15 protein-coding genes are annotated in these 18,134 nt (G+C 56.4%); 8 read left to right on the top strand and 7 right to left on the bottom strand.

Features of this window, described 5'->3' with window-relative positions; all coding sequences use genetic code 11:
- The first annotated feature begins 115 nt into the window (after window positions 1–115).
- The 3 genes from H151_RS0112200 to H151_RS0112190 are packed head-to-tail and all read left to right on the top strand — an operon-like array spanning window position 116 to window position 3,857.
- Window positions 116–1,168: an extracellular solute-binding protein gene (locus H151_RS0112200; RefSeq protein ID WP_019961944.1), complete on the top strand. Its 1,053-nt coding sequence runs from the start codon at window positions 116–118 to the stop codon at window positions 1,166–1,168.
- Window positions 1,159–2,811, top strand: a complete 1,653-nt coding sequence (locus H151_RS0112195; protein WP_019961943.1) for an ABC transporter permease — start codon at window positions 1,159–1,161, stop codon at window positions 2,809–2,811. Before H151_RS0112200 ends, H151_RS0112195 begins: the two co-directional genes overlap by 10 nt.
- On the top strand, window positions 2,808–3,857 hold the full coding sequence (locus H151_RS0112190) for an ABC transporter ATP-binding protein (protein ID WP_019961942.1): 1,050 nt from the start codon (window positions 2,808–2,810) through the stop codon (window positions 3,855–3,857). The genes H151_RS0112195 and H151_RS0112190 overlap by 4 nt, the downstream gene beginning before the upstream one ends.
- Before the next feature lie 26 nt (window positions 3,858–3,883).
- On the opposite strand, the gene H151_RS0112185 is transcribed toward H151_RS0112190, so the two are convergent.
- The 3 genes from H151_RS0112185 to H151_RS16370 all read right to left on the bottom strand — a co-directional run bounded on the left by H151_RS0112185 (window position 3,884) and on the right by H151_RS16370 (window position 6,024).
- Window positions 3,884–4,948, bottom strand: a complete 1,065-nt coding sequence (locus H151_RS0112185; RefSeq protein ID WP_019961941.1) for a Leu/Phe/Val dehydrogenase — start codon at window positions 4,946–4,948, stop codon at window positions 3,884–3,886.
- Between the two features lie 154 nt (window positions 4,949–5,102).
- A complete protein-coding gene (locus tag H151_RS0112180) occupies window positions 5,103–5,723 on the bottom strand; it encodes a uracil-DNA glycosylase family protein (RefSeq protein WP_019961940.1) in 621 nt (206 codons plus the stop codon).
- Entirely contained in the window at window positions 5,689–6,024 is a 336-nt protein-coding gene (locus tag H151_RS16370; RefSeq protein ID WP_019961939.1) for a DUF3253 domain-containing protein, read from the bottom strand. The genes H151_RS0112180 and H151_RS16370 overlap by 35 nt, the downstream gene beginning before the upstream one ends.
- 22 nt (window positions 6,025–6,046) lie before the next feature.
- Here H151_RS16370 and H151_RS17840 point away from each other — a divergent pair, with 22 nt between their 5' ends.
- Window positions 6,047–6,769, top strand: coding sequence for an acyltransferase (locus H151_RS17840; RefSeq protein WP_026353995.1), 723 nt, complete (start codon window positions 6,047–6,049; stop codon window positions 6,767–6,769).
- Between the two features lie 166 nt (window positions 6,770–6,935).
- Here the strand turns inward: H151_RS17840 and H151_RS0112165 are convergent, their stop codons facing one another.
- Entirely contained in the window at window positions 6,936–8,216 is a 1,281-nt protein-coding gene (locus H151_RS0112165; RefSeq protein WP_019961937.1) for a NupC/NupG family nucleoside CNT transporter, read from the bottom strand.
- 132 nt (window positions 8,217–8,348) lie between these two features.
- Here H151_RS0112165 and H151_RS17385 point away from each other — a divergent pair, with 132 nt between their 5' ends.
- A complete protein-coding gene (locus H151_RS17385; RefSeq protein ID WP_083918586.1) occupies window positions 8,349–8,543 on the top strand; it encodes a DUF1289 domain-containing protein in 195 nt (64 codons plus the stop codon).
- Between the two features lie 136 nt (window positions 8,544–8,679).
- On the opposite strand, the gene H151_RS0112155 is transcribed toward H151_RS17385, so the two are convergent.
- Window positions 8,680–11,214 carry a TonB-dependent receptor gene (locus H151_RS0112155; protein ID WP_019961936.1) on the bottom strand — a complete coding sequence of 845 codons (2,535 nt, stop codon included), beginning with the start codon at window positions 11,212–11,214 and terminating at the stop codon, window positions 8,680–8,682.
- Between the two features lie 359 nt (window positions 11,215–11,573).
- Here H151_RS0112155 and H151_RS0112150 point away from each other — a divergent pair, with 359 nt between their 5' ends.
- The gene (locus tag H151_RS0112150) at window positions 11,574–13,628 is read left to right on the top strand and encodes an alpha/beta hydrolase family protein (protein ID WP_019961935.1); all 2,055 of its coding nucleotides are present in this window, start codon (window positions 11,574–11,576) and stop codon (window positions 13,626–13,628) included.
- Window positions 13,629–13,681: 53 nt separating this feature from the next.
- Here H151_RS0112150 and H151_RS0112145 read toward each other — a convergent pair whose 3' ends face one another.
- On the bottom strand, window positions 13,682–14,311 hold the full coding sequence (locus H151_RS0112145; protein WP_019961934.1) for a glutathione S-transferase family protein: 630 nt from the start codon (window positions 14,309–14,311) through the stop codon (window positions 13,682–13,684).
- 39 nt (window positions 14,312–14,350) lie between these two features.
- Window positions 14,351–16,084 carry an amidase gene (locus tag H151_RS0112140; RefSeq protein ID WP_019961933.1) on the bottom strand — a complete coding sequence of 578 codons (1,734 nt, stop codon included), beginning with the start codon at window positions 16,082–16,084 and terminating at the stop codon, window positions 14,351–14,353.
- A gap of 163 nt (window positions 16,085–16,247) precedes the next feature.
- Between H151_RS0112140 and H151_RS0112135 the strand changes: the two genes are divergently transcribed.
- Complete coding sequence (locus H151_RS0112135) at window positions 16,248–17,207, top strand: hypothetical protein (RefSeq protein WP_019961932.1); 960 nt, start codon at window positions 16,248–16,250, stop codon at window positions 17,205–17,207.
- A gap of 120 nt (window positions 17,208–17,327) precedes the next feature.
- A complete protein-coding gene (locus tag H151_RS0112130) occupies window positions 17,328–18,116 on the top strand; it encodes a hypothetical protein (RefSeq protein ID WP_019961931.1) in 789 nt (262 codons plus the stop codon).
- The last annotated feature ends 18 nt before the right edge of the window (window positions 18,117–18,134 follow it).

The raw sequence follows: 18,134 nt of genomic DNA, 5'->3' as shown, positions 1-18,134 counted from the left end.
AAAAGACCCAATTGTCGCAGTTGGGACGCAGAGGAGGACTTGCGAAAGGTTCGCAAAAGTGGCACGACATTCATCCTATCGAGATGAAAAACCTCAACTGAGATCGGAGTGTGTGATGTCCCTTCCCCGTCTTTTGACCAGCACCACGCTTGCCTGCGGCTTGATCGCGATTTTGACGGCCTGCGCGCCCCGATCGGACCAGGAAGTCGGCGAAGCCGTGGTTAATGTGTATTCCGCGCGCCACTATTCATCAGATGCTCAGGTCTATGCCGCCTTTACCGAAGAAACCGGCATTCAAATCAATCTGGTTGAAGCCAATGGCGATCTGCTGATCGAGCGGGTCAAGCAAGATGGCCTGCGCAGCCCTGCGGATGTTGTCATCACGGTGGATGCCGGCAGGCTTTACCGCGCTGAACAAGCCGGTCTTTTCCAGGCGAGCGATCTGAATGGTGCGCTTGATCAAGTGCCCGCCACCTTGAAACACCCTGAAGGCAAATGGTTTGGCTTTGCCACCCGTGCGCGCGTCATCGCCTATTCAGCTGAACGCATCGACCCGTCCGAGCTTCATGGCTATGAAGACTTAGCCGATCCGAAATATCGCGGCCGCGTGTGCATGCGTTCGTCTGACAATGTCTATAACCAGTCCTTGCTGGCCGCGATGGTTGAAAAACAAGGCGAAGAGGCCGCTGAGGCCTGGGCCAATGGCGTCGTGCATAATTTTGCCCGCCCGCCGCAAGGTGGCGATAGCGATCAGATCAGTGCCATTGCCGCCGGGCAATGCGATCTCGCCTTGGTCAACCATTACTATTACCTGCGCATGGCGCGCTCCAATGACGGCGATGTCAAAGCCCAGGCTGATGCTGTGACGCTGTTCTTCCCGACGAGTGAGACCGAGCACACCCATGTCAATGTTTCCGGCGCTGGTCTGGCCGCCGGAGCCCCCCACCGCGAAGCGGCGGAAATCTTTTTGCAATACCTTTTGAGCGATAAGTCTCAGCGTGCCTTCGCAGAACTGACCAATGAGTTTCCCGTGATCGAAACCGTCCAGTACGATAACCCTTCTTTGGCACAAATAGCCGATTTTGAGAGCGAGCCTATCAATGTGAACGCTCTAGGGGAAAATGCAGGGACTGCACAACGGATTTTTGATCGCGTCGGATGGCCATAAACGAACTGACTTTACCTGTACGCCATAAACCCGCCTTGCGCGGCGTGCCCGTCTGGCCCGCCGTGACAGGCGCGCTTGTCTGCGGCGCGCCGTTAATCGCGGTGATGGGTCTGGCGATTTTTGGCACATGGACCGATTATCTGATCCATATCGCCCAGACCCGCTTGATGAGCTATGTGCTCAACACGTTAGTTGTTGGCGGGCTTGCCGCCCTCACCGCAGGAATGGGCGGCGCGGTGGCGGCTTGGTGCATTGCGCGCTATCGCTTTCCTGGATGCAGCTGGCTGGAATGGGGGCTGGCCCTGCCGCTGGCCATGCCGGCCTATGGCGCGGCTTATGCCTGGTATGATCTCACCCAGGCGGGCGGTCCGTTAGGGTTTTTGCCGACTGTGAACGGCCCGATTGGCGCGGGCCTGATCTTTGGCTTCACCCTCTATCCCTATGTCTATCTTCTGGCGCGCGAAACCTTTTCTGGTCAATCGGTCGATGCTTATGAAGCAGCGCGCACTTTGGGATGTTCCCCCCTGGGCGCATTTTGGCGCGCGGCCCTGCCCATGGCGCGCCCCGCGATTGCGGCGGGCTTGGCCCTGGTGATTATGGAATCGCTCGCCGATTATGGCGCGGTTGTCCATTTAGGCGCGCCCACACTATCGGTGGGTTTGATGCGCGCCTGGGCCGGAGAAGGCTCAACCCCTGATGCCGCGCGGATCGCCCTGCTCCTCGTCTCCATCACCTTCATCATTTTCGCCTTTGAACGCCAGCAACGCGCGCGCGCGCGGATGACCAATCCCGCGGGCCATACCCGCCCGGCGCGACCCGTCACCTTAGGCGGGCCGAAAGCTTGGCTGGTCAGCGCGCTTTGCGCCTTGCCGCTGGTCTTGGCGCTCATCCTGCCCTTAGGGCGATTTGGCTGGCGTGCCCTCAATACCCACACGCACACTCACCTTATTGAGTCTGCATTCAATTCCTTGATGCTTGCTGGTTTAGCCGGATTGATCGCGGCCGCCTTCGGCCTGGCCGCCGCCTATGCCCTACGCAGTAAAAAGCCGCTCGCCGTCTTTGCTGCGCGCCTGGCGGGGCTGGGCTATGCCGTACCCGGTGCCGTCGCCGCCGTTGGGGTGATGATCATCCTTTCCGGCGTACAGATGGGCCTGGATGGCTTCTGGCATCTCAATACCGGATCGCCCTTCCCCCTATTGTTGACGAGTGGCGTTTTCGCCTTGTTATTTGCTTATCTCTCGCGCTTTGCCGCCGCTGCGATTGGCCCATCAGAAAGCGCGCTCAGCCGGGTCACACCCAGCCTGGATGGTGCGGCGCGCACGCTGGGGGCCAGCCCGCTGGATGTGGTGCGTAAAATCCACTGGCCACTGATCTCTTCGGGCACCATCCTTTCCGGCCTCCTCGTCTTCGTTGAGGTGTTGAAAGAGCTACCCGCCACCATGATCCTACGGCCTTTCAACTTTCAAACCTTGGCGATTACGGCGCATAATTATGCCTCGGACGAGCGCCTGGGCGAAGCCGCGCTGCCTTCGCTGTGTCTGGTTTTGCTTGCCCTTATTCCTATGATCTGGATCGCGCGCACCATGGTGGCGCGCCATAAAACCCCTTCCGGCCTTGATAATTCAGGACGCGTACAGTCATGAGTGTTGACGTGCTTTCCATCCAAAATGCCAGCGTACGCTATAGCCAGGATCGCCCGGCCGTCGATGGTGTGAGTTTAAAGCTGCAACGCGGGGCTGTGACGGCACTGCTGGGCCCCTCAGGCGGCGGTAAATCCACCTTGCTGCGTGCCATTGCGGGCCTTGAATATCTCGACACCGGCACCATCAGCTTTTGCGATCAGGTGTGGAGTGATGAGACCACGCATCTGCCGCCTGAACGACGCAAGGTCGGTGTGGTCTTCCAGAATTATGCGCTGTTTCCTCATCTCAATGCGCTGGACAATGTGATGTTTGGGCTCGCCCACCTCAAAGGCGCGCCGCGCAAAGCCGCCGCGATGAAAGAGCTGGAGATTGTCGAGCTGGCCCATCGCGCCCACGCCTTCCCCCATGAGCTGTCCGGCGGGGAACAGCAGCGCGTGGCCCTGGCGCGCGCCCTGGCCCCACAGCCCCATATCGTTCTACTCGATGAGCCCTTTTCTGGTCTTGACCGGCGCCTGCGCGGCGAACTGCGTGAGACCACAGCCAAAGCTCTTCGTGCGTCTGAGGCCGCATCCCTGATCGTCACCCATGACGCGGATGAAGCCATGGCGCTGGCCGATGAGATTGCCTTAATGGAACACGGCCAATTGATCCAGATGGGCTGTGCGGATGAGCTTTATCTCAAACCGAATAGCGTGACGGCTGCGCGCCTGCTGGGCGATGTTGATGTCTATGAAACGATTGCGCGCAATGGCTTTGCCGATACGCCTTTTGGCACATTGGATGCACCCACAGGGCTCGCCAATGGTCCGGTGAAGGTGCTGATCCGCCCTGAAGGGTTGCAGATCGCGCCCGCCAGCGATGAGAAAAGCCTAAGTGTCAGCGTTGTTGAACGGCGTACCGCCAATGGCTTTGCCAAGCTGATGGTGCGTTTAGAGGATGGCCGCAAGGTTCAGGCGCGCGTCGCGCTGACCGAAACGATAAAAGCCGGAGACGCCATCCGCCTCCGGCTTGATCCGCGCTATGCGCATATCGTTGCGCCGGACTAGCCAAAGGCTAGCCCAGCACAAAAGTCTTAAGCCGCAGCAGCCAATTTGGCTTGGCGGGCTTCTTCAATACGTCCGCGCGCCAGCTCGTCCGCGATCAAGTTCGATGGACGCGCCTCAGAGGCGGCTTTGTCCAGGATCTCAGCCACGGTTGCCTTCAAGGTGACCAGCTTGCCTTCAACCCATTGCGCGTTGAATTTCGGATCAATATCACCCATCACATTGATGATACCCCCGGCGTTCAGAACATAATCTGGAACATAAACAATGCCGCGTTTTTGCAGCTCAACACCCATATCGGGGGTAGAGAGCTGGTTGTTCGCCGCACCGGCCACGACTTTGACCTTCAATTGGTCAATCGTGTTGGGATTGATGATCGCACCCAAAGCACAAGGCGCGAAGATGTCGGCTTCAACACCATAAATCTCATCCTTGTGGATGATTTTAGCGTCGTATTTTTTCGCCAGCTCTTGCAGGGCAGGCTCATTGATATCGCTGACCAACAGATCCGCGCCCGCCTGTGCCAAATGCTCGCACAGATACGCGCCAACATGGCCGGTTGCGCCCTGAACGGCGATACGAACGCCATTGAGATCGTCTTTACCAAGGCCGCGCGCAGCCCCTTCGAGAAGCCCCAGATACACACCCTTGGCCGTCACCGGTGAAGGATCACCCGTACCGCCTTCCAGGCCCACCACATGGTTGGTGACGCGGCGCGCCATCATGATGTCAGCGGTTGATACGCCCACATCTTCAGCGGTCATGTAATTGCCGTTCAACGCTTCCAGGGCATTGCCCAAAGCTTCGAACAGGGCTTCGCGGTCAAAATCACCTTCCGGGCGCATGATCACGGTTTTACCGCCGCCGATCGGCAGATCCGCCATCACGTTTTTATAGCTCATGCCCTGAGACAGACGCAGAACATCGGTCAGGGCCGCGTTGGAGTTTTCATAAGTCCACATCCGGCATCCGCCAACCGCGGGGCCGCGCGCGGTGGAGTGAACAGCCAAGATGGCTTTCAAACCAGAGGCTTTGTCGGTGGCGAAGAGTACTTTCTCGTGATTGTCGAACGAGGGGTGCTCGAACAAGCTCATGCGAGGTATCCTTTAAGCTGCTCTGTGAGTGTGTACGGATTTGACCGGTGTCATTATGCACCGTTGAACCGGATCGCCGACACGGCGTCGAGGGGGTCCATACTCCCCTTTGAAAGGGCGCGCAAGGTTAAGAAAACTCAACAATTGTCGAAGTTTAGCCCTTATATTGTATAATGTTGCATATGCGAAGACGCAAGTGCGGTAGAAGCTCTTCGCTAAACCAGGGATTCTTCTTTATCCAGGCATTGTTACGCCATGAGGGATGGGGCAGCACAAAGGTGTCAGGCGCGTAATTTCGCCACTGCAACACGGTTTGGGTGAGTGTTTTGGCGACTGCTTTTTTTAGATAGAAGCGCTGGGCATATTGCCCAATCAACAGCGTTAACCGGACATGGGGCAGCGCCTGGGTAGAGCGGGTCTGCCACAACGGCGCGCATTCCTTACGCGGCGGTAAATCCCCACCTTTGGCATCCAGGCCGGGAAAGCAAAAGCCCATCGGCGTAATTGCGATCAGATCTTCATCATAGAAGGTCTCGCGCTCCACCCCCATCCAGGCGCGCAGGCGATCCCCGGAAGGGTCATCAAAAGGTATGCCGCTGGCCTGAACCCGTGTGCCCGGGGCCTGGCCAATGATGCGGATACGCGCCGTGGCATTACCCCGCACGACAGGGCGCACCGGATGGGCCAAGGCCGGTTCACACACGCGGCACGCGCGGATCTCGGCCTTCAGCGCCTCGAAATCAGGCGTTTGGACTGTCTTCGGATCCAGATCCATCCTCAGAGCTTTCTAAGGGCATTTCGCGCGGGGCGCTGATCCGATACACACCCTTGAAGGTGTTGGGATCAACCGGCTTTCCTTTGCGCAGGATCGAAATCTGGCCTTTACGCGCCAGACCGACGGCCATGGCCTTGACGGCCTTCATGCGGCCTTGCCAATCACCGGGATAGGCCAGCTTGGCGGCCTCAGCCGGGTCAATGGATTTATCTGCAGGGCATTGACGCACCAGATCGAGAATCGCCGTCTCGATAGGGTCAACATGCTGCGGGCTTTCGTTGGAAGGGTCGTGTTCTGTCATTCTAGGGCTTATACGCATATCCATGAGAAAAGACCATCGTCCCTACTGGATGCACAGCGCTTGGGAAAGCTTTGAAAACGCCTGGGCGCGCCATTTCGTGCATCCCCATTTCGACAGCATCGGGCCAAAGGCCAAAATGGTGCGGCCGTGGAATATCGAAATTTTCGGGCCTAATATCCATGTGGGGCAAGGCGTTCACATCGTGTCACGCCGTGATCAACCGGTCAGCTTTACCCTCTGGGCCCCGCCAGAGCGCGACGCCCATATCAGGGTCGGCGATAGCTGCTTCTTTGCCGGCGGGGTGCGAATCTTAGCGGCGGGTGCGATTGAGATCGGCGATGGTGCCCTGCTGGCCAAGGCCGTCACGATCACCGATTGCGACTGGCATGGTCTCTATAACCGCGTTGATCCGGCCCCACCCTTTAAGCCGGTCAAAATCGGGCACAATGTTTGGATTGGCGATGGGGCCTTTATCGGCAAAGGCGTTACCATCGGTGATCATGCGGTGATCGGCGCGCGCAGCGTCATCACCAAAGATGTCCCGGCCTATGCGGTGGTGGCTGGATCACCTCAGCGCGTCATCAAAACACTTGACCCTAACGGACCGTTCAAGACCCGCATGGACTTCATGGGCGATATGGACGGGCTTGATCGCTTCATGGACCAAGCCTATCGCGACAACTTACGCGGCAATTCCACCCTGGGCTGGCTTCGTACTAAGCTCTGGCCCAAGCGCGGAGATTAGGACTTAGGCCTTTAAAGACGAGGTGCGCAAAGCCTTCCTCTTCATGTCACCCCAAACTTGATTTGGGGTCCATGCCGGAAGGGTTGTGCAAAGGGCTGGGCGCGCAGAATAATCGTCAAGCTCACGGCATGGCTGCCAGATCACGTCTGGCATGACAGGCGTAGCCCTAAAGCCCGAACAAGCTGCCCGGCAGAGCACCCACCACGGCCCCGGTCATCAAGGTCGCCAAGGTGCCCGAGATCAAGGCGCGCGGGGCCAGGTTCAGAACATCTTCCCGGCGCGAGGGCGCAACCGCCACCAAGCCCCCGATCAAAATCCCGATACTGGCAAAATTGGCAAAGCCACACACCGCATAGGTCATGATCAGGCGCGTACGCGGGCTGAGCTGATCACTGACCTGGGCCAGATTATCATAGGCGATAATCTCATTGAGGGCGGTTTTCAGCCCCATAACCCCGCCGGCCAGCTGCGCATCTTCCCAGGAGACGCCAGCAAGCCATACAAGCGGTGAGAAGATCAGGCCCAGCACACGCTGAACGGAAATCGGCTCCCCCATCACATCAGGGAACATGCCCATAATGATATTGACCAAGGTCATGATCGCGGTGAAGGCGATCAGCATGGCGATGATATTGACGAACAGCTTCACACCATCGCTGACCCCGGTGGTCAGCGCATCCATGGTGGAGTGGTATAAATCCTGCGGGATGGGCTCTTTGCCATGCGCGGCAACCTCGCCATCTTGAGGGTGCATGACGCGCGCCAACACGACGGCGGCCGGTACCGAGATCAGCGAAGCTGTCAGGATATGGCCCGCCGCATTGTCCAAAACGTCTTTCAATTGCGAGACATAGATCGCCATCACCGATCCGGCGACGGTGGAAAAGCCCACGGTCATGATCAAGAACAGATCTGATTTAGAGATGGAGGGCAGGCGCGGACGGATCAGAACCGGGCTTTCGGTCATGCCCAAAAAGATATTCGCCGCCGCCCCCAGCGAGGCCGCACCAGACAAGTTCAAGACTTTGCGGAAGATGAAGGCAAAGCCGCGCACCGCAAATTCCAAAATCCGCCAGCGCCACAACACCGCCGACAGGGCCGAGAGCACGATCACCATGGGCAGCGCCTGGAAGGCGAAGGTGAAGGTGGAGCCATCGGATTCAGGGTTGATGACGAAGGGCGATTCGCCCCCGCCCAGATAGCCGAACACCAGGCTGGTGCCTTGCGAGGTCGCCTGCTGGAGCACTTCAACCACGCGCGTCAAAGAGGCGAGGAAGGCGCGCGTCGGCTCAAAACTATAAAGCAGGACCGCAATCACAAACTGGGTCGCCACCGCGCCCAGGATCAAAGCGATGGGGACAGATTTTCTGGGGCCAAATGCCCAGCCAATGGCGATAAACGCAAACACACCGATCAGACTGCGCAATTGAAGGCCCAGATCTTCCATGCCACCCCTGCCCTTTTCATGGACCGGCCCACGCGTGGGGCTCGGTTTTATAAAGTCGAAAGCGCGCACCCTACTGATTGCGATGTGAATGTCTAGATTGCACCTGCGCGCAAGTCCGGCCATTTTCATCCTATGACCGAACCGATTTGGAGCCCGTGTATACAAGTCTGCTTTGTCGATCCCGACAAGCAGATCTGTGTGGGCTGTTTTCGAACCTTAGAAGAATTAGGGCGCTGGACCAAGATGAGCCCCGCCGAGCGCGAGCGCCTGCGCCCTGTGTTCGATGCTAGACGCGCCGACTATGAAGCCGCGCGTAAACGCAGTTAACAAGACTTAAAATCCACTTCCCCCTTAAAACATATCTTCCGCATCAAAACAACAAGGGCTGAAGCGATGCTTCAGCCCTTGTCTCCTCCCTGACTGGACGCGCTATCTTGCGCGCTTGGTCAAGACGGTTGGCGCACTACCACTCTGTGCGCAAAGTCACACCCCAAGTGCGTGGAGCCCCCAAGAAGGCCGCATAAGATGCGGTTGAGCGCGCCCCGTTTGAGCTGCCATCACCGGCGCGGCTCCCCTGGCCGAACGCATCAAAGGCCACCTGAGCATAAGTCTCATCGGTCAGGTTTTTACCCCAAAGCTCAATCGACCAGGCTTGATCCTCACGTGATAAACCCAGACGCGCATTGATCATGCCGAACCCGTCTTGCGCTTTTTCAGGATCCAGATCTGAACCGGTATTATAGTCCGTTACCCAGCGTCCATCCACCGAAAACAGACCATAATAACCATCAAAAATTTCACGCTCATAGGTCATGGCCAAGGTGAAGAAATTCTCTGGGCTCAAAGAAATCGTTTTGCCAGCAAGGCCAGTATTGGTGATATTATCCCCATACTGAGCATCAACATAGGCATAACCCCCTGTGAATTCCAACCCATCAATCGGAGGCAGGTAGTAGAAGTCGAGCTCTAAACCTTTGGATTTAATCTCTTCAATCGATTCAACCACAAAGGCAGTGCCGGTAAAGCTGTTGAGCTGGAAGTCATCAATGGTTTGATAGAAGAGGTTCGCGTTCAAACGCACCACATCATCAAAGAGCTGAGATTTAAAGCCGATCTCATAGGCATCGACAATCTCTGGCGCGAAACCAGAATTGACATCTTGGATCCCTGTTGCCGTCACCGTACCATTGAACTGACGATCAAGGTTGAACCCGCCCGCTTTGAAACCGCGCGAGAAACCGGCATAGCCCATAACATCATCATTAAACTGATAATCCAGGCGGATCGTACCGGAGACTTCCTTGTCGGTGCGCGACTGATCATAACCAGTGCTATCCAGACCGGAGCGTGCATACGGCAGACAAATCAAGCCGATGGCCCGCGCCCCGCCTGCAATCGTCGCGTCAGGCGCATTCGCTTGGGTCGCTGCCGCGACAAAGCCCGCCACAGGATCATAGCCAAAGGCCTGCTCCAGAGCGCCACAGCCCAGCGGAGATGTCGTTGAGAAATCAGCCTCAAGCTCTTTTTTCTCATGAGTATAACGAAGGCCCGCAGTTAAGGTCAGACGCTCGGTCAATGCGTAGGAGTTATGGGTAAAGATCGCCCAAGAGGTCGCGCTTTGATCATAATTATCCTGATTGACGCCAGTTCCGCCCGGAATAGCGAAACCAGGAGGAATATTGACACCGCCAAAGGTCACATTAGAAATCGTTGCTGAAACCCCAGCGGGCGTGCCCAGCGGCGGAACAGTGCCGGCGGTCAATAAGCGGCCCAAATAAGGCTCCCAATCGGCACCAAAGCGAATGCCATCCGACAGCTTCAAGTCTTCCCTAGAGAAAAAGCCGCCGATTAACCAATCGAGCTTGCCATTAACGCCCTGCAGGCGGAATTCCTGACTAAAGCGGTCAAGATCGGTATAGTTGTTATCAACATCGCGGTAAGCCAGATCTGCGCTGGAATAATCAATATCTTGCGAGCGTGAGTTTTCCCAATTTCTAAACGCAGTAACCGAGGTCAGCGTTCCGAAACCCAGCTCGAAATCGAACTCGCCCGAAATACCCCAGTCTTGGATATCCTGAACAAAGGGGCGATTTGAGAAGCCGATACGGGCATCTGGATCAGCAGGAAAAGCCGCCTGGCCACCCACGGAATTGACAAAGGCCGCCGCCGCAGCGGTGTAATCCCACTGAACAGCCGAACAGCACATTTCATCGCGGTTAGAATAATCGGCAATGATCCGCCCTGAGACCTGGTCATTCGGGGTCCATAGAAGTTGCCCGCGAATAGAATAATAATCCTGGGTCTCAGAATCCTGAACGGTTGTAGAGCTACCGTCATCGACCACCAGATCCATATAGCCGTCGCGATCGCCCTTCACGGCAAACAGGCGGAAGGCCAGCTGATCTTCAACAATCGGCCCCGTAATGCCGCCACTGATACGGCGATAGCCATAATCCCCGAACGTACCTTCCAAATGACCGCCAAACTCATCCATATCCGGTGCGACGGTCGAAATATTCAAAACGCCCGCAGAGGTATTTTTACCAAATAGCGTGCCTTGAGGACCACGCAAGACCTCGATACCGGCAATCTCGCCAATGTCCTGAAAGGACACACCATTGCGTGAGCGGAAGACCCCGTCGATATACACGCCAACCGAGCTTTCTAGACCAAAGTTATCGCCCACGGTCCCGATACCGCGGATACGTGCCGTCGTAATGGTCTCGGATTGGGTTGAGGTCACCATCAAACCCGGAGCCAAACTCATCAGGTCTTTGATGTCTTTCACACCGGCATTTTTCAAAGCGACTTCATCATAGGCAGCCATGGAAAGCGGCACATCCTGCAAGCTTTCTTCACGCTGCTGAGCGGTCACCGTGATGACTTCAATCGTGCGCCGTTCGGGCGCGTCTTGCGCAACCGCAGGCAGAGTGACCCCCGTCAGTGCCAGGGCCGATGTGGCGAGTGTCAATTGCCACTTAGAGGCTAAACGCGACATAAAAACTCCTCCCTACCCGTTATCCGGGAATAGTTATTTCTTTTATTGTGCAGTGCAAAAATGCACCCTATTACAAGAGTGAAACAAAAAACGAATGGAGAAAAGCCATATTTTGAAACAAATTATACTTTTTGGACCTTAACAGCGTTAATTTCACAATTTTGCCCCACCCATGACATTTAAATCACATGATTGGTTTTGAACTTTTTTCAAAAACTTCAACGAATGCGGCAATGCACAATTTCTGTATTAGTTATCAAATATGCATACTTTAAGCACTTTCTGACAAAAGATGACAAAGCTGTCAGTTGCAAGACGACAAACAACCGTTACTTTTGCCCCCATAAGGGGAGATCACCATGAAATATGTATTCGCAACGGCCAGTCTTCTGGCGCTCAGCTTGGCCAGTGCCAGCACCCACGCTCAGAACACGTCCGTTCTGACGTATAATGATGTTTTCAATTTCGAAGTCGTCGCTGATCCGCAAATTTCACCCGATGGCGCGACGATCGTCTATCAGCGCCGCTCCAACTCCATCATGAAGGATCGCGCCGTTTCCAGCCTGTGGCGGGTCGATTATGATGGCGACAATCACCGCCCCTTGATGACTGGGGATCGTGATTACACGTCTGCGCGCTGGTCGCCGGATGGAACGAAGCTAGCCTTCGTGGCCAGTGAAAACGGCAAGACGTTCCTGCGCGTGCTATGGCTTGCTAATGATCAGGTGCAAACCTTAGCCATACTTGAAACCGGCGCTTCTGATCTCAGCTGGTCACCCAATGGCCAGCACCTGGCCTTTACAGCCTTCACCCCCGCCCCCGATATCCAGATTGATCTAGGGCTTCCGGCCAAACCCCAAGGGGCCGAATGGGCCGAAACGGCCTTAGTGGATGAAAGCGTCTATTATGAATTTGATGGTGCGGGTGAAATCACCCCAGGCACCCCGCAAGTCTATGTCATCTCATCGCAGGGTGGAACGCCGCACCAATTGACCCATATCACGGATGGTGGCGCTGGTGGCCTGATCTGGGCCGGTAATAGCGCATTGATCTATAGTGTCGGCTTTATGGAAAGCCAGAATTTCGACTTTCGCGAATCAGATCTCCATCGCGTCGATCTCAATGGCGTAGAAACACAGCTCACCGATTTTCCGGGCGCTGAAGGCAGCCCCAGCCTATCGCCCGATGGGCGCACCTTGGCTTATCTGGGTGGGCCGAATGATCACCGCTCCAACATTGATGCCAATCTTTATGTTATGCCCGTTGAGGGTGGGACGCCGCGCGAAGTGCTCAGCGCTTTGGACAAGCCCTTAAATGATGTCGTTTGGGATCCATCAGGGCGTAGTCTATGGATTAGTTATGATGATCGCGGCCAGCGTGTCTTGGCGCAAACCAATATGGAGGGCCGCATCGATGTGCGCTCTCGCCAGCTTGGCGGTGAGATTTTCGGACGCCCCTATACCTCTGGTGATTTTAGCATTTCTAGAAATGGGCGCTATGCGGCGACCATCGCCGATGCCTATGATCTGGCCAATGTCGGTGTCGGCCAGCGAGGCAATAGCACCCGCCAAATCACCGATATCAACAGCGATGTCTTTGATGCCCTCACCCTGGGCCGGGTCGAAGAGATGACCTGGCAAAGCTCTGCCGATGGACTGGAGATCCAAGGTTGGATCGTCTATCCGCCCAATTTCGATCCCAATCAGCGCTATCCCATGATTTTGGAAATCCATGGCGGCCCCCATACCGCCTATGGCCCAAATTTCTCAACAGAAGTCCAGTTGATGGCCGCGGCGGGCTATGTGGTGCTTTACACCAATCCACGGGGCTCGACGTCTTACAGCGAAGCCTTCGCCAATGAGATCGACAAAAACTATCCCGGCCAGGACGCCGATGATCTGTTGTCGGGGGTAGATTCGCTGGTCGCGCGCGGCTTTATTGATGAAAATCGCCTCTTTGTCACCGGCGGATCGGGCGGCGGCGTCCTAACCGCCTGGCTGATCGGGATGGATCAGCGCTTTGCCGCGGCGGCGGTCGGTAAGCCCGTGATCAACTGGACCAGCTTCGTGCTCTCTGCCGATATTGGACCAATGATCCAGCCCAGCTGGTTCGGGACTATGCCCTGGGACGATCAGGAGAATTACTGGCGCCGCTCACCGCTGTCTTTGGTCGGCAATGTTGAGACGCCAACTCTGGTCTTTGTCGGTGGCGATGATCGTCGCACCCCCGTGCATGAGGCCGAGCAATATTATATCGCGTTGCAATTACGCGATATTCCCTCGCGTTTCGTGCGCATTCCAGGCGTTGGCCATGGTATCGCGGATTCGCGCCCGACACGCCTGATGCAGAAAGTCAGCCATATCCTCACCTGGTTTGAGGCTTATGACCCGGCCAAGCAAGACACCCAAGACTAGACATAAAAGAAGGCAGAGCCGATGGCTCTGCCTTCTTCATTCAGGTCTAGAATTTAAGCCTGCGCACTGGGGCGCGCGGCGATGACCGTGCGCCATTCCTTCAAAGCCTCTAAGCCCTCATGGATCGGGATATGGAGGCGATCTGCGAACTCCACAAAGACAAAGCCCGCAATATCAGCGATGGAGAAATGCTCCCCCGCCAGCCAGGGCGAGTGGGATAAGCGCATATTGAGATCGAGCAGCAAAAACTCCGCCTGATCTTCGCCGCGATCGACTAAAGCCGGGATCTGGGCATGACGCTCTGGCCCCGGCAAGGCGCGCTCATGAAACACGGGTAGCTTATTGCGCAGCATATCGCGGCACGCGCCGAGCCCATCAAGCTCGATGCGCCCGACCCATTCCCAGACCAAAGCCTGCTCCAGCCGGTCCGTGCCCAGCAAGGGCGGATCTGGAAACACGCTTTCCAAATATTGCGCGATGGCCTTGTTATCACTCAGCACCACGCCCTCATCCGTCATTAAAGCGGGAAGTGTACAGCGCGGATTGATCTGCTTGAACGCTTCGGAGAATTGTTCACCAGCACCAAGATCAATATAGCGCGTTTCAATCTCGATGCGTTTTTCAATCAAGGCCATGCGGGTGCGCCGGGCACTGGGCGCTTGCAAATAGTCATAAAAGATCATCGCCGCTCTTCCTTTTTCCTATCCCTGCCACCAAAGCCCTTAAGCGAAGGTTTCAGGGCGCGTTTGGGCAACGCCCAAAGCGTCCTCTAAGGCCGCACCCAGCGCCAGGATACGCCCCTCCTCAAACAAGGGGGCCCATAGGCTGGTCGCATAGGGCACACGGAAAGTTTGCCCCGTATCATTTTGCGGCGTGCCAAATAAAGTCCGGCTAGGCGCATCAACAAAGCCAGAGCGAAACGCCAATTGCGGCTGGCCGGTATAATTGGTGATTAGCAACATGGCCGCGGCAAAATTCGGCCCGATCACGGCATCGACCTTAGAAAAGGCCTCATGGGTGGCCTCCATCACCTGGCGGCGGAACCGATCACCATTGATCAGATCAACGCCCGAGGCAAAGCGCGCCCGGCGGAAGGTGTTGGGCCAGGCCTCACCGGCCTGCCAGCGCAATTGATCATCTAAATTTTCCAGGGTCAGGGTTTCAAAGGCCGCCGCCGCTTCGGCTTCCAGCTGGGTCAATAAAGTATCATAAGGCCAATCGGGCAAGTTAAACGCCACCAGCTCAACGCCCAGCGCGCGGGCCGCCTCTAATGCGGCGTGATCGGGCGCGCCGGTATCCTCAAACCAGGCTGGATCATAACCGAGCTTCATGCCGGTAAAATCTCGCGTCCAGCTCATCTCAAAGCCATGATCAAAGCTGGATGGATCGCCCAGATCACCGCCTTGAATGGCCTGTAAAACGAAAGGATGATCGGCGACGCTACGGGTCAAGGAACCGATCTTATCAAGGCTCCAGCACAGGGCCATCGCGCCCGTGCGCGCCACACGGCCAAAGCTGGGGCGAAGCCCGCTGGTCCCACACCGATGCGAGGGTGACATAAGCGAGCCTAAAGTCTCCGTGCCAATGGCGAAAGAGCACAGCCCCGCCGCCGTGGCCGATGCCGACCCGGCAGAAGACCCTGATGAGCCTTCTTCAGGATTAAACGGATTGCGCGTCACCCCATCATACCAGATGTCCCCATAGGCCAAGGCCCCGGTGGTGGTTTTGCCCAGCAAGACGCATCCCGCCTCGCGCAAGCGCTCGGCCACGACGGCGCTCTCTTGGGCAATCCGGTCTTTATAGACGCTCGCCCCCCAGCTGGCGCGCACCCCCGCAACATCAATAATGTCCTTCAACCCATAGGGCAGCCCATGAAGCGGACCGCGCACCTGCCCTGCTGCGCGTTCACGATCGCGCGCCTGCGCTTCAGCCATCGCCGCCTCCGCCAGAACGGTGATGAAGCATTCCAGCCGCGCGCCATGGCGCGCAATGCGGTCCAAATAAATCGCCGTCAAAGCGCGCGAGGTCAGCTCGGCGCGGCTCATCCAAACCGCTTGCTTCCACGCCGGGGCAAAGGCCAGATCAACCTCATCGCTGGGGCAAGGTCCGGCCTCACCCGGCCAGGCCATTTCGCCATTGGATTGCGCGCGGTAAGTCACACCCGGCACACGCGGATCAAACACACTCGCCGGCGATAGCGTATTGGGATGATGAAGGGCGCGCAAACGCTCCGCACGCGCCACCCATTGGTCTATCCCCTCCACCATTTGCTGGCGCTCTTGGGGGGTGTAGTCAACAGCCAATAAAGGCTCAGCACATTGTAACGTCTCTAGTGTGACCCGCTCTTGGGCTTGGCTTGAGCCCCCCAGCGCGACGGCCCCCGCCGCGCTTCCTGCCGCCGCAGAAAAAAGGCCACGCCGCGTAAAAAGAAACTCGTTCATCTTGGCGTTAACCATGGTATGCTCCCCTTAATTTTTCATGCGTTTTATATCTTTGTGATAAAACGTACAGGAACAACGCGTAAGGATAAACGTTAATCAAGGCAGAACCGATCCGGTCTGGATCTTTACTGCTAAAGTAGGTTAACATAAACCCTTATCAGGGCTGTAGGGGGCTCCAATGAGCCAGACTTTTGAAACACATAGCGCATTGCCGCAAGGATATGAGCAACAACCAAGCAGTTTCGACACCCAAGGGGGGTCGGGCGTAGAGGGTGAGCACAAACCGACCGAAAAATCGGTAAAGTCGGCCTATACCGACCTTAAATATGCCTTTGATTACTATAAGGATTTCCAGGAAAACTGGGGTAAGGATGCCAACCTTAACCTGCCTGAAGAAAAATGGATTAATCGCCCCGGCCAATATCCTGATTCCCATATCATGGGCATTTCCCTGCTGGCCGCTTTGGTTCTGGTTGAGGGCCTGGCCAATGCGCAGTTCTTCTCCAAAGCCTCCGATCTGGGTCTGTTAGGCGGTTGGATCCAGGCGATCATGGTCGCCTTCACCAATGTTTTAGCGAGCTTCTTCCTGGTCGGTTTCCTGGGTGTTCGCACTTTGATGAACCCGCATCAGAAGCTGTGGTTTGTCTGCGGTCTGGTTGGCACCCCCATCGCGATGGGCGCAATCTTGATGCTCAATTTCACCGCCGCCCAATATCGCGATTTGTTGGAGTTGAGTTCGGCTAGCCTTGCCCAAGGCGACAGCGCTGTCACCGGCCATGTGATGAACCCGGTAACCAATGCGCTCTCCTTCACCCAGCTGCAAACACTCGAAGCCTTGTTGCTGCTTATCCTGGGGCTGACCTTTGCCTGTATCGCGGCCTATAAAGGCGCGACCTGGGAAGACCGGATTTTGGGCTATGGCGCGGTTCAGAAAAAGCTCGACATTGCTGCGGATAAGCTCAACAAAGCCATTGAGGGCACAAAGAAAGTCGTGCCTTCGCACATTCTGGCCCTCTTGCATACGGTTGAGGCCTATCCTGAAGAAATGGAACGTCGGCGCAAGCTGAGACGTTTGAAAGCGAATGGCACCCCGTCTGGCGGCGCTGATGAGAAAAAACCACCTTATCCCAAGGGATAATCTTGATGTCCTGATGAGGGGGCGCGGGTTGAATTCGCAATACCGCGCTTTAAACGGACACCATTGTGAGAGACACTGAAACAACGCTCTTCTCTCTCACCCAGCAGATGTGGGGACATCATGCGTAGAAAAGACGTCATCGGGTTTTTCAACCTTATCATTGTTGCCGGGATTTTAGGGGCGATCAGCTATGCCGCGCTGGTCCTGCAACCCCCGGAATATGACAGCCAGACCCTATGCCTGTCGGGCGATCAACCGCCCCATTATGCCATCGTCATCGACAAGACCGATCTTTACAGCCCTCAGCAAGCCCGCGCGATCCGCGATCTGGTCTTAGACAGCCGCACGCGCCTGGATATGAGTGAGCGCATGTCCCTGTTTGAGCTGGATGCGCGCGGTGAGCTGATCCACACCCATAATTTTTCGCTGTGTAATCCCGGTCGCGGTGAGCAGATTAACCCGCTCTATCGTAATCCTCAGCGCGTTCAGGCCCGCTATGAAGCTCTGTTCGAAGCGCCTTTGCAAAACGCCCTCGCCGATCTGGTAGAGCCAAAGGATTCGCCGCAAAGCCCGATCATCGAAGCCTTGGCGGATCTCGCCTTAGAGCCCGACTTTGATCGTACGACACCGCGCCGCACCATCATTTTGGTCTCGGACATGCTGCAAAACTCTCAGCTATTTAGCGTCTATGGTCGCGCCCGTGGGCCTTTGACCGATCGCCTGCCGCACCCGGATTTAGTCGTTCGCGAACTAGAAAACACCTATGGCGATGTGCTGAACGGGGTACGCATTGAGATCCACCTGATCCCACGCGAAGGCTGGGAAAGCGAACAAGAAACCGTACTACAATCTTATTGGAGCTCGATCTTCTCGCGCCTGGGCATGCAGGCCCAATGGCGTGAACTTTAAGAACGCCAACTAAAAGGG

Source organism: Woodsholea maritima DSM 17123 (assembly GCF_000382325.1).
In the GTDB taxonomy this organism is placed as follows: Bacteria; Pseudomonadota; Alphaproteobacteria; order Caulobacterales; family Maricaulaceae; genus Woodsholea; species Woodsholea maritima.
The sequence above is the reverse complement of the archived record's forward strand: the minus strand, read 5'-3'. Positions and strand labels throughout refer to the sequence as shown.